The sequence below is a fragment of the Pseudonocardia sp. ICBG601 genome, from assembly GCF_020496245.1.
The window spans coordinates 357903-369290 of record NZ_JAHLJA010000150.1 but is presented as its reverse complement, the minus strand read 5'-3'; the positions used below and the strand labels follow the sequence as shown (position 1 = coordinate 369290).

At 75.8% G+C, this 11388-nt stretch carries 15 protein-coding genes; 5 read left to right on the top strand and 10 right to left on the bottom strand.

What is annotated here, in order from left to right:
• Positions 1–11 precede the first annotated feature (11 nt).
• Positions 12–527: a DUF664 domain-containing protein gene (locus tag KPL57_RS47410; RefSeq protein ID WP_226357014.1), complete on the top strand. Its 516-nt coding sequence runs from the start codon at positions 12–14 to the stop codon at positions 525–527.
• Positions 528–554: 27 nt separating this feature from the next.
• Complete coding sequence (locus tag KPL57_RS47405) at positions 555–1478, top strand: LysR family transcriptional regulator (protein ID WP_226357013.1); 924 nt, start codon at positions 555–557, stop codon at positions 1476–1478.
• Positions 1479–1505: 27 nt separating this feature from the next.
• Here the strand turns inward: KPL57_RS47405 and crcB are convergent, their stop codons facing one another.
• The 6 genes from crcB to KPL57_RS47375 all read right to left on the bottom strand — a co-directional run bounded on the left by crcB (position 1506) and on the right by KPL57_RS47375 (position 5128).
• A complete protein-coding gene (gene crcB / locus KPL57_RS47400; protein WP_226357012.1) occupies positions 1506–1874 on the bottom strand; it encodes a fluoride efflux transporter CrcB in 369 nt (122 codons plus the stop codon).
• Positions 1871–2257 carry a CrcB family protein gene (locus tag KPL57_RS47395; RefSeq protein ID WP_226357011.1) on the bottom strand — a complete coding sequence of 129 codons (387 nt, stop codon included), beginning with the start codon at positions 2255–2257 and terminating at the stop codon, positions 1871–1873. Before KPL57_RS47395 ends, crcB begins: the two co-directional genes overlap by 4 nt.
• On the bottom strand, positions 2254–3501 hold the full coding sequence (locus tag KPL57_RS47390; RefSeq protein ID WP_226357010.1) for an MFS transporter: 1248 nt from the start codon (positions 3499–3501) through the stop codon (positions 2254–2256). Before KPL57_RS47390 ends, KPL57_RS47395 begins: the two co-directional genes overlap by 4 nt.
• The gene (locus KPL57_RS47385) at positions 3498–3938 is read right to left on the bottom strand and encodes a MarR family winged helix-turn-helix transcriptional regulator (protein WP_226357009.1); all 441 of its coding nucleotides are present in this window, start codon (positions 3936–3938) and stop codon (positions 3498–3500) included. The genes KPL57_RS47390 and KPL57_RS47385 overlap by 4 nt, the downstream gene beginning before the upstream one ends.
• 85 nt (positions 3939–4023) lie before the next feature.
• Positions 4024–4491 (bottom strand): MarR family winged helix-turn-helix transcriptional regulator, encoded by a 468-nt coding sequence (locus KPL57_RS47380; RefSeq protein ID WP_226357008.1) that lies wholly within the window; start codon positions 4489–4491, stop codon positions 4024–4026.
• Positions 4492–4840: 349 nt separating this feature from the next.
• Positions 4841–5128, bottom strand: coding sequence for a hypothetical protein (locus KPL57_RS47375; protein WP_226357007.1), 288 nt, complete (start codon positions 5126–5128; stop codon positions 4841–4843).
• An 88-nt stretch (positions 5129–5216) separates the two neighbouring features.
• Here KPL57_RS47375 and KPL57_RS47370 point away from each other — a divergent pair, with 88 nt between their 5' ends.
• The gene (locus tag KPL57_RS47370; RefSeq protein ID WP_226357006.1) at positions 5217–5645 is read left to right on the top strand and encodes a hypothetical protein; all 429 of its coding nucleotides are present in this window, start codon (positions 5217–5219) and stop codon (positions 5643–5645) included.
• On the opposite strand, the gene KPL57_RS47365 is transcribed toward KPL57_RS47370, so the two are convergent.
• From KPL57_RS47365 to KPL57_RS47355, 3 genes are all read right to left on the bottom strand, one after another.
• Positions 5642–6121 carry an SRPBCC family protein gene (locus KPL57_RS47365; protein WP_226357005.1) on the bottom strand — a complete coding sequence of 160 codons (480 nt, stop codon included), beginning with the start codon at positions 6119–6121 and terminating at the stop codon, positions 5642–5644. The genes KPL57_RS47370 and KPL57_RS47365 overlap by 4 nt on opposite strands.
• 68 nt (positions 6122–6189) lie before the next feature.
• On the bottom strand, positions 6190–7287 hold the full coding sequence (locus KPL57_RS47360) for a hypothetical protein (protein ID WP_226357004.1): 1098 nt from the start codon (positions 7285–7287) through the stop codon (positions 6190–6192).
• A gap of 46 nt (positions 7288–7333) precedes the next feature.
• Positions 7334–8044 carry an IclR family transcriptional regulator gene (locus KPL57_RS47355; RefSeq protein WP_226357003.1) on the bottom strand — a complete coding sequence of 237 codons (711 nt, stop codon included), beginning with the start codon at positions 8042–8044 and terminating at the stop codon, positions 7334–7336.
• 57 nt (positions 8045–8101) lie between these two features.
• Between KPL57_RS47355 and KPL57_RS47350 the strand changes: the two genes are divergently transcribed.
• Both KPL57_RS47350 and KPL57_RS47345 read left to right on the top strand, forming a co-directional pair.
• Positions 8102–9319 (top strand): CaiB/BaiF CoA-transferase family protein, encoded by a 1218-nt coding sequence (locus KPL57_RS47350; protein ID WP_226357002.1) that lies wholly within the window; start codon positions 8102–8104, stop codon positions 9317–9319.
• A gap of 31 nt (positions 9320–9350) precedes the next feature.
• On the top strand, positions 9351–10547 hold the full coding sequence (locus KPL57_RS47345; protein WP_226357001.1) for an acyl-CoA dehydrogenase family protein: 1197 nt from the start codon (positions 9351–9353) through the stop codon (positions 10545–10547).
• Here the strand turns inward: KPL57_RS47345 and KPL57_RS47340 are convergent.
• A complete protein-coding gene (locus KPL57_RS47340) occupies positions 10501–11352 on the bottom strand; it encodes a hypothetical protein (RefSeq protein WP_226357000.1) in 852 nt (283 codons plus the stop codon). The genes KPL57_RS47345 and KPL57_RS47340 overlap by 47 nt on opposite strands.
• Positions 11353–11388: the final 36 nt, after the last annotated feature.

The following is an 11388-nucleotide window of genomic DNA, read 5'->3' as shown; positions in this document are numbered from 1 at the left end:
AAGCCCGCCCCATGACGACGACCGCGGAACTGCTGACCGACCACTTCGGCCGGATCGACGAGCTCGTGCGCGAGGTGGTGGACGGCCTGTCCGAGGCCGACCTCGCCCGCCGCCCGGAGGGTGCGGACGGCCCCGGCAACCCGATCGGCTGGCTGGTGTGGCACCTGCTGCGGGTGCAGGACGACCACGTCGCCGAGGCATTCGGGTCCGACCAGGTCTGGACCGGCGAGGGCTGGGCGCAGCGCTTCGGCCTGGACCTCGACGTCGCCGACACCGGGTTCGGGCACGCGTCGTCGCAGGTCGACGCCGTGCGCACCACCGCGGACCTGCTGGCCGGCTACGGCGCGGCGGTGCACGAGCGCACCGTGGGGCACCTCGCGGGCCTCGCCGACGACGACCTGTCCCGCGTCCTGCCGCCCACCTGGGGGGAGAACGTGACTCTCGGCGAACGCCTGGTCAGCGTGCTCGGCGACGACCTCCAGCACGCCGGTCAGGCGGCCTACCTGCGCGGGCTGCTCGGAGTGTGACCCCGCCCGCCACCTAGGCTGGTCCCGATGGCCACCGCACCCGCACGCGTCCCCGACCTGACCGCTCTCGCCCTGCTCCGTGACATCGCCTGCACCGGGAGCATGTCCGCCGCGGCCGAGGGGCTCGGGCTGACGGTGCAGGCCGCGTCCGCACGGATCCGGGCCGCCGAGCAGCAGGTCGGGGGCCCGGTGCTCGAACGTGCCCGTCGGGGGCGGCGGTCCAGCAGGCTCACCACCCGCGGGGTCCTGCTCGTGGAGTGGGCGGGCCCGCTGCTGGCCGCCGCGTCCGACCTGGACGTCGCGGTCGCGGCGCTGCGCGACGAGCCGGCCGGGGAGGACACCGTCGTCCTGGCCGCGAACCCGGTGGTCGCGGAGTGTCTGCTGCAGGCCTGGCTGGTCGAGCTGCGCGACGGTCCGGGCGGGCGGGTCGTGCTGCGCGACACCCCGGATCCGGCGGCGGCGGTCCGGGCCGGTGACGCGGCGGTCGGTGTGGTGTCCACGCCCGGCCCGCTGGAGGACCTGCACGCGGCGACGGTGGGATCGGACCCGCTGGCGCTCGTCGTCGCCCCCGGGCACCCGTGGGCCGGGTCCGACGGCGTCGATGCCGCACAGCTGGCCGGTACCCCGCTGCTCACCCGGCCGCCCGGTGCCGGGGCCCGGCCCGCGCTGGAGGCCGCGCTCGACGCCGCCGGTGCCGGTGGGCCCGTGCCGCCGCGGCGCGAGTACACCGCGGACGCCGCCCTGCGGGCCGCGGTCCGCGCCGGTGAGGGCCCCGCGGTGCTGGGGCGGGCGGTGGTCGGCGCCGACGTCGCGGCCGGGTCGCTGGTCGTCGTCGACGTCCGCGGCCTCGACCTGACCCGGGAGTTCCGCGCCGTCTGGCGGGAGGGCACCTCGCCCCGCGGCACCGCCCGTGACCTGCTGCGGATCGCCACCGGCGGCCGGATCCGCTGACCCGGCCGGACCCCGGCGCGACCCGGCTCAGGCGGCGACGGCGGTGAGCAGCGCGTGCCCGGCCAGTGCGGCCGCGACACCGACCACCACGCTCGCCGCCGCATAGCCCACGGCGAGCGCGGTGCGGCCGCGTTCGAGCAGCGACAGCGTCTCCCAGCCGAAGGTGCTGTAGGTGGTGAACGCCCCGCAGAACCCGGTGCCGAGCAGCGCGGCGAACCCCGGCCCGAACAGCGGGGTCAGCGCCACCACGCCGCCGAGCACGAAGGACCCGGCCACGTTGATCACCCAGGTGCCCCACGGGAACGCCGAGGGCGTGCGCGCCTTCACGGCGGTGTCGACGAGGTAGCGCAGCGGCGCCCCGACGGCCGCACCGAGGGCGACGAACAGCGCCGTCACCGGGCTCCCCCGGCGAGCGCGCGGGTCAGGGTCGCGCCGAGCGCCGTCGCGGCGACGGCGAGCACCGGGGTGCCGACCATCAGCGCCAGCGACCCCGGCGAGCCGAAGGCCGGCGCGGCGACGTCGACGGCGTAGGTGGAGAACGTCGTGTACCCGCCGAGCACCCCGACGCCCAGCGCCGGGCGGACGAGCGGGTGGGCCCGGAACCGCTCGGTGACCAGCACCATCAGCACCCCCATCAGCAGGCAGCCGGTGACGTTGATGATCAGCGTCGTCCACGGGGCGGGCGGGCCGACGAGCCCGAGCAGCCAGCGCGCCTCGGCACCCACCACCCCGCCGGCGGCGACCGCCGCGAGCACCGCCGGCCGGCCGGGCGCGCTCACCCGGCGGCCTCCGCCCGGGCGGCGCGGCGCGCCGTGGGCAGGCCGATCGCGGCCGCGACCAGGCAGGCCACCGCACCCAGGGCGAGCCCGCCGCGACCGCCCCACTGCTCGCTGACCCACCCGGCGATCGGGCCGCCGATCGGGGTGGACCCGAGGAAGGCCACCGACCACAGCGCCATCACCCGGCCCCGCATGTGCGGGGCCGAGGCCAGCTGCAGCGTCGAGTTGCCGCCGGCCATGAACGCGACGCTGGCCATCCCGACCAGCCCCATCGCGACCAGCGCGACCCACAGCGACGGCGCGACCGCGGTGAGCCCCAGGACCAGGCCGAACAGCAGCGCGGTGCGCACCAGCATCGGCACCCCGGTCCGCCCGTGCCCGGCGACGACGAGCCCCCCGACGACCGCGCCGACGCCCATCGCGCCGGTGAGCCAGCCGTAGGTGGCCGCGTCGCCGCCGAAGGTCTGCGAGGCCACCACCGGTAGCACCACCGGGAACTCGTAGGCCAGGCAGCCGATCAGCGCCATCATCACCAGCGGCACGCGCAGCTCGGGGTTGCCGCGCACGTGGGCGAGCCCCTCGCGCAGCTGTCCGGGCGCCCGGGGCGCCGGAGCGGTGGGCATGAGCGCGGAGGTGTCCAGGCGCAGCAGCGAGGTCACGACGGCGACGAAGCTGACCGCGTTCACCGCGAAGCAGATCCCGGTCCCGCCCGCGACGATGACCAGCCCGGCCACGGCCGGTCCGACCGCGCGCGCGGCGTTGACCAGGACCGAGTTGAGGGTGACGGCGTTGCGCAGGTCCTCGGGCCCGACCAGCTCGTGCACGAAGGTCTGCCGGGCCGGGTTCTCGACGGCCTTGTTCAGCCCGAGCACCGCGGCCAGCACGTAGACGTGCCAGAGCGCGACGGTGCCGGTGAGGGTGAGCACGGCGAGTGCCGCGGCCTGCAGGCCCATCATCGTCTGCAGGCCGACCATCAGCCGTCGCCGGTCGAGGCGGTCCACCCACACCCCGGCGTAGGGCCCGAGGAGCAGGGTGGGCACGGTCTGGACGGCGACGACGGTGCCGAGCACCGCAGCGGACCCGGTCAGCTCGTACACCAGCCAGGACTGGGCGATCGACTGCATCCAGGTGCCGACCAGGGAGATCGACTGGCCGCCGATCCAGAGCCGGTAGTTGTGGCCGGACAGCGCGGCGAAGGTGCGGGCGAGCGTCGAGCGGGGCGCCTGGTCCGGACCGGCGCTCACCGGGCGTCCCGCAGGGCGCCGGCGAGCGCGTCGAGCGCGGGCAGCGCGGCCCGCAGCCGTGCGGCGTGGTCGGGGGTCAGGGCGTCGACGTGTGCGGCGAGCAGCCGGGTGCGTTCCTCGCGGCGCCGGCGGTGCTCGGCCGCACCGGCCTCGGTGACCGCGACGCGCACGGCGCGCCCGTCGTCGGGGTCGGTGTCGCGGACGAGCAGCCCGGCGGCCTCCAGCTTGCCGGCCAGGCGCGACAGCATGGTGGGGTTGACGCCCTCGACGGTCGCGAGCTCCCCCATCCCGATCGGGCCGCGGACCGCGACGGTGCCGAGCACCGACAGGGCGCTGCGGGTGAGGTCGGAGCCGCGGGTGGCCCGGTCCAGGCCCCGGGCGATCCGGGCCAGGTCCGTGCGCAGCCGCGCCAGCTCGTCGGGGTCGAGGCCGCTCATGCACACTCCATATGTTTGCCTGTCAGCAAGCATATACCCGTGCAACGATCCGCGCCGGGCGCGGGCGGACGGGGCGGCGCCCCGGTCAGGCGGGAGCGGCCTCGGACTCGGCGGACCGGAGCCGGGACGCGAGCCGCTGCAGGTCGTCGCGGAGGCGGAACAGCTCGTCCATCGACATGCCGGTGGCCTTGATGACCTGGTCCTGCGCGGCGGCGGCCTGCTCGCGCAGCGCCTTGCCCTTCTCGGTCAGCGACACCTGCACGGTGCGCTCGTCGTCCGGGCGACGGGCGCGGGTGACCAGCCCGTGACCCTCCAGCCGGGTCAGCATCGGCGACAACGTGCCGCTGTCGAGGAACATCCGCTCGCCGAGCTCCCGCTGGGCCACCGTCTCCTCGGCCCACAGCACGAGCAGGACCGCGTACTGGCTGTAGGTCAGGCCGATGGAGTCGAGGATCGGGCGGTAGCACCCGGTCATCGCACGGGACGCCGAGTGGAGCGCGAAACAGAGCTGCTCGTCGAGCGCCAGCGGCGCAACGGTTCCGGGCTCGGTCATTCCCACAGGGTAAGCGCTCGATGTCGGGAGTTCATCCGAGCCCGCAGGATCGGGCTCGCCGCGACGGCGCCCGCAGGTCGGGGAGGCGAGGAACGGGTCCGGGGCGCGACCACCCCCGAAGCGGTCGCACCCCGGACCCGGGGCCGACGGACCGGAAGGCTCCCCAGCGCCCGGTCCGTGCAGAAGCTCGTGTCATGCAGTTTCCCCGACTCTGCGCGACTCAATCGCAAACGGCTGCGGTTCACCCGCAGCGCCTAGTGCGGACGCGCACCGTGACCCGGTCGCCGGTACCCCGCTGCGGCAACGGGGTGACGGCGGGTCGGTACGACGGCGGTACCGCGACCGCCCGTCAGCGCCGGCGGCCGGGTGGCGGGCGGAACCGCACTACCTCGACCGCGTCACCGGGGAGCGCGTGGTCGGCGAGCAGCCGGTCGCGGTCGGCGTGCCCGCACCGGCTGTTGCCCTGCGGGACGCGGACCCAGTCGTGGTCCGGGTCGGCGGCCAGGACGCGGTCGTTCACCTCGCGGTCGAAACCGGGTACCGGCCAGTGCCCGGCGGCTCGGGCGCGGTGCACGCGCAGGAACACCGGGCCGTCGCCGTAGTCACCGGGTGGCGGGACGGTCTCGGGAGCGGTCATGTCGGGGCCTCCGTGGAAGGGTGGTCCCGGGGTGTCCGCGCCCCGTCCGGTCCCCGGTTCGGCCGGGGGCCGCGGATACCCAGAATCGATGACGTCCGGAGGCGCCGTGCACGCGGTCCGCACCACCGCCCGGCTGCTGCTGGGCGCGTTCCTCGTCGGAGCGGGCGTCGCCCACCTGCTCGTCCCGGCCCGGTTCCTGGCCCAGGTGCCACCGTTCCTGCCCGCGCCCGGCGCGGTGGTGCTCGTGTCCGGGCTCGTCGAGATCGCGGTCGGGGCCGCGGTGCTCCTCGCACCGGCCCGGCTGCGGCCGCACGCCGGGCTGGTCGCGGCGGCGCTGTTCGTGCTGGTGTTCCCCGGCAACGTGGCGCAGTACGTCACCGGCACCGACGCGTTCGGCCTGGACAGCGACGGCGCCCGTGCGACCCGGCTGCTCGTCCAGCCGCTGCTGGTGGTGTGGGCCCTGTGGGCGTGCGGCTCCGGCGTCCTGCTGCGGCGGGGCCGCCGCCGCGTCGCCTAGGACGTCTGCACGGTCCGGGCGAGGATGCCCAGGGTCGCCTTGAGCGACGCCGCGGAGATCACCGGGAACAGGCCGGAGTCGCGGTACTGCGGGTGGATGTCGGACCAGTCGCACCACGAGACGACCCGGGTGCCGCCGCCGTCGGCCTCGCCGACCGGCTCCAGCCGGTAGCCGTAGACGTGGCCGACCGGCGGGCGCATGACACCGACGATGGTCCAGGAGATCTCGCGGTCGGGCACGTAGCTCGCGATGTGCACGGTGACGTCGTAGCGGCCCATCGGGCGGTCGCCGAGCGACTCGCGGTCCATGTGCACGACGAAGGTGTCCCCGGCCGCCGAGACCGGCTCGCCCTCGGCCGACATCAGCATCCCGGAGCTGTCGATGGCCACGTGCCCGCGCGGGTCACGGAGCACGGCGAAGATCTCGGCCGGGCTCGCGTCGACGATGCGCGAGGTCTCGATCCGCTGGTCGCTCATGGACCCGATCATGCCCCGTCCCGGCCGGTCCGGCCCGGGGACGGGGACGGGGCACGACGGTGGCGCGCTCAGGAGGCGGGGCCGACCGGGAAGCGCAGGACGGCGCCGACGCCGTCGGTGAGCGTGACGTCGTCGCCGGGGTGGATCAGCACGACGGCGGCGCCGGTCGCGGCGGCGGCGCGGACCAGGACGTTCGCGGCCGGACCGGACAGCACCGGGGTGTCGCCGACGAGCTCGTCGGCCTTCTCCCCCACCGCGGCCGGGTCGGAGCCGGCGACCAGCTCGGTGCCGGGCACCGCGTCCGGGTCGACCAGCAGCGTCTCGACGGCGTGCGCGCGGGTGGCCCCGGTGACGTCGCCGAGCCCGGTGACGGCGAGCCCGTCGCCGCGCCCGGACGCGGTCGCGAAGCTCGTGAGGGCCTCGCCGCGGCGGGTCTCGCGGACCTCGTCGGCGGCGGCACGGACGGTGTCGTCGACCTGCTCGGGCACCGTGCCGCCGGTGTTCTCGATCTCGGCCATGATCCCGGCCGAGGCCGGCGGGAGCTCGTCGCGCAGGCGGGCCCGGGACTCCGCGTCCCCGGCGACGACGAGCAGGCCCGCGTTGCCGGCGCGGACGGACTTCTCGACCCGCTCGGCGACGGCCTGGGCGTTGCGCTTCCAGGTCTCCTCGACCCGGGCGTCCGCGGAGCCCTCGCCGGGGCCCGCGGTGCTCGCCTTGTGGACCGGGCCGCCGGAGTCGGCCGACACCTCGGAGACCGTGCCGTCCACACCGCGGACCCGGCCCCCGGTCCGGTCGACCGAGACGACGACGGTCGCCACGTCCTCCCCCACCGCGCCGAGCACGCCCAGCAGGTCCGGCACCGAGCCCCAGGCCGCGGTCCCGCGCTCGGGCGGGAACTCGGTGTGCCGGTCGAGCAGGACCCGTGCGGCGTCGGCGACGAGGACCCGCCCGGCCGTGCCGTCGGGGGCGTCGGCGGCGGTGACGGCCTCGTCGAGGACGGCGAGCACCGACTCGTCCGCTCCGTCGTCGATGAGGCGCTCCCGCAGGTCGCGCCAGCGCAGGCGGTACTGCTCGGTGGCGTCGGAGGTGTCGTGGGTGGCGTCGAGCACGACGGTCGCGAAGGGGCCGTCGCTGTCGTTCAGGGGTCGGATCCAGTCGGTACGCATCACCCGTCGCCTTCCCGGCACACCGGGGGGCAAACGTCGCGCCGGCTCAGGTCGACCAGGCCTGGGCGGCGTCGGCGAGGGCCTCGGCGACCCCGGGGGGCAGCGGCCCGGACCCGCGGTCGGCGGCCGAGAGCGCCCCGGTGACGCGGCCGTCGTGGCGCAGCGCGACCGCGACGGCGACGGCGCCGGGCAGCAGGGTGCCGCTCGCGCCGCGTTCGAACCCGTCGGCGCGGATCCGGGCGCAGGCGTCGAGGAGCGCGGCGGCAGCGCCGGGGTCGCCCTCGTGCGCGGCGAGCGCGACCCGTTTGCGCTCGGCCGGGCCGAGGTGGGCGAGCAGGACCCGGCCGGCCGCGGTGTCGGGCAGCGGTGCGCGGACCCGGGCCGACAGCGCCACGTCGAAGCCCTCGTCGGCGCCCGCCCAGTCGAGGTAGACGGCGTCGTCGCCGATCCGGGCGGCGAGCAGCACCGGCAGCCCGGTGTGCCGGGCGAGCTGGTCGAGCGCCTCGTGCGGGATCGCCGGGACGGGTGGTTCCCCCGCTCTCGCCGCGAGCATCCACGGCGCGGGGCCCAGGGTGTACCGACGGTCGCGGTCGTCGAGGTAGCCGGTGGCGACGAGGCCGTCGACGAGCTTCTGCACCGAGGACACCGGGGCGCCGACGCGGCGGGCCAGCTCCGACAGGGTGCTGCCGTCGGGTCGGCGTGCGGCGGCCTCCAGCAGACCGGCCACCCGGTCCACGGTCCGGTGGTGGTTACGCATATGGGTAAGACTAGCTCGCAGGAGCGAGAGAAGTTAGCCATGCTCATGGAGAACGTGATGGCGAGCGACCGAGGGGAGCACGACATGGGTGGCGCACTGGACGGGCTGCGGGTGATCGACCTGGCGTCGGTGGTCATGGGCCCGTACGCCTGCCAGATCCTGGGCGACCTGGGCGCCGAGGTGATCAAGATCGAGCCACCGGCCGGGGACATGACCCGCCGCACGCTGCCGCAGCGCAACCCCGGGATGGGCGCGCTCGCGCTGAACGTGAACCGCAACAAGCGCTCGGTGGCGCTCGACCTCAAGACCGACGCCGGCCGCGCGGTGCTCGACGACCTGCTCGACACCGCCGACGTCCTCGTGACGAACATGCGCCCGGGTGCGCTGGACCGGCTCGGGCTCGACCCCGGTCGGGTCGCCGAGCGCTTCCCGCGCCTGGTCCAGGTCCGCGCGCAGGGCTTCCGCAGCGACTCCGAGCTCGCCGACCGCGCCGCCTACGACGAGATCGTGCAGGCGTCGTCGGGGATGGTGGACCTGATGCGCCGGGCGACCGGCACCCCGTCCTACGCGCCGACGATCCTGGCCGACAAGGTGTGCGCGCTGACGATCGCCTACTCCACGCTGGCCGCGGTGATCCACCAGCGGGCCACCGGCGAGGGGCAGCTGGTCGAGGTCCCGATGACCGACACGCTGCTCGCGTTCAACCTGGTGGAGCACCTGTCCGGGCACACCTTCGTGCCCGCGGAGGGCCCGACCGGGTTCAACCGGTCGATGGCCGCCGGGCACGAGGCCGTCGCGACGAAGGACGGCTGGGCCTGCATCCTACCCTACACCCCGCGCAACATCGCCGACTTCTTCACCGCGGCCGGCCGCGACGACCTCGCCGCCGACGAGCGGTTCGCCACCTCCCCCGCGATGGCCGCGCACCAGCCCGAGCTGTACGCGCTGATCGGCGAGCTGGCCCCGCAGCGCACCACCGACGAGTGGGCGCGGCTGTGTGCGCGGCACTCGGTCCCGTTCGCGCCCGTCCTCGCCGTCGACGACGCCGAGACCGACCCCTACGTCACCGACGGCGGCCTGCTCACCGAGGCCGAGCACCCCACCGAGGGCCGCTACCGGTCCATCGGCTTCCCGGTCCGGTTCACCGCCACCCCGGGCGGGATGCGCACCCCCGCCCCCGCGCTGGGCGCCGACGGCGCCGACGTGCTGCGCGAGCTGGGCCGCACCGACGACGAGATCGCCGCCCTGCAGGAGCAGGGGGTGCTCGCCCGATGACGACCGCCGTGCCCGCCACTCTGGAGGAGTCATGACCGCACCGCTTCCCGCCGACCTCTTCGGCTACGTCGACCTGCTCGCCCCCGAGGAGCAGCAGATCCTCGCCCGGGTCCGCACCTTCGCCGAGGAGAAGATCGCCCCGATCGCCGACGACTACTGGGACCGCGCGGAGTTCCCGCACGAGCTGATCCCGGGGTTCGCCGAGCTCGACGTCGTCGGGCTGGCGCGGGAGTGGCCCGACCGGCCCGCCCACTCGCGGCTGCTCACCTCGTTCGTGTCGATGGAGCTGTCCCGCGTCGACCCGTCGATGGCGACCTTCTTCGGGGTGCACGCCGGGCTCGCGCTGACCTCGATCGACCTGTGCGGGTCACCGGAGCAGAAGGACCGCTGGCTCCCCGCCATGCGCCGGATGGAGAAGATCGGCGCGTTCGCGCTGTCCGAGCCGCACGGCGGGTCCGACGTCGCGGGCGGGCTGGAGACCACCGCCCGCCGCGAGGGCGACGAGTGGGTGCTGGACGGCGCCAAGCGCTGGATCGGCAACGGCACCTTCGCCGACCTGGTGGTCGTGTGGGCCCGCGACGTGGCGGACGACTCGGTCAAGGGCTTCGTCGTCGAGAAGGGCATGCCCGGGTTCACCGCCACCAAGATGGAGGGCAAGCTCGCGCTGCGCACCGTGCAGAACGCCGACCTCACCTTCGACGGCGTGCGCGTCCCGGAGGCGAACCGGCTGCCCGGCGCACAGACCTTCGCCGACACGAACCGGGTGCTGCGGGTGACCCGGGGCGGCGTCGCCTGGAACGCGGTCGGCGCGATGGCGGGGGTCTTCGAGCTGGCCCGCGACTACGCGGTCGAGCGCGTCCAGTTCGGGCAGCCGATCGCGTCGTTCCAGCTGGTCCAGGACCACCTCGTGTCGATCCTGGGCGCCGTCGTCGCCTCGCTGGGGATGGCCGTGAAGGTCGCCCAGATGCAGGACGACGGCACCTTCCGCGACGAGCAGGCGGCCCTGGCCAAGCGGCAGGCCACGCTGATGCTGCGCGACGCGGTCGCCCGGGCCCGGGAGGTGTTCGGCGGCAACGGGATCCTGCTGGAGAACAAGGTCGGCCGGTTCTTCAACGACGCCGAGGCCCTCTACTCCTACGAGGGCACCAAAGAGATCAACACCCTGGTCGTGGGGCGCGCGGTCACCGGGATCGGGGCGTTCGTGGGACGGCGGCCCGCGAAGCACTGAGCACCGCCAGGGCGTCGCGCAGCGCCCGCAGCCCGGTGACGGCGGGGTCGTCACCGGGCAGCGCCGCGAGATGGGCGTCGACGCACTCCCGGTACAGGCCCGCGAGGTGGTCGGTCAGCAGGGTCCAGGCCGCGACCCGCTCGCCGAGCGCCCCGTCGCGCCACCGCAGCGCCGCGGCGGCCAGGTCGCGGTGGGCGCCGTCGTAGGACGCGACGGCGGCGTCGTTGCGGCCGATCTCCCCGGTCACGAGGGTGTGCAGGAACCGGACCGGGAACAGCACCGTCTTGGTGACCGCCCGCGGCCCACGGGCCAGCAGTGCCGCCGGGTCGGCGACCCCGGCGAGCCAGGCGTCGTCCACCCGCTCGACGAGGAACTCCGCCGAGCCGCGCACCAGCTCGTCGTGGGTGGGCGGCACGGCGCCGTCGCGGACGTCCGTGCCGTGGCGCAGCACGCCCGAGTCGAGCAGGTCGAGCCGGTCGACGGCGGGCAGGCGGGCCGGGCGGCCGCCGGGGCCGTGGCGCACGGTGTCCGGGTCGGCCCAGAACACCGAGAGCCGCTCGGCGAGCCCGTCGGTGCCCGCGGCGGCGTCCCGGGCCGCGGCGACGACGTCGTGCACCCGCGAGGCCGTGCCGCCGCCGGTCTCCCGCAGCACCAGGGCCAGGTCGACGTCGCTGACGGCGGGGGCGAACCCGCCGTGCGCGAGGCTGCCGAGCGTGTAGGCCGCCACCAGGTCGTCACCGAACTCGCGGCGGGCCGCGTCGGTCGCCGCGGCCAGCACCGCCTCGCCCCGCTCGTCGTCCGCCACCGGTCCAGCCTGCCACGCGGGACCGCCGGACGACCG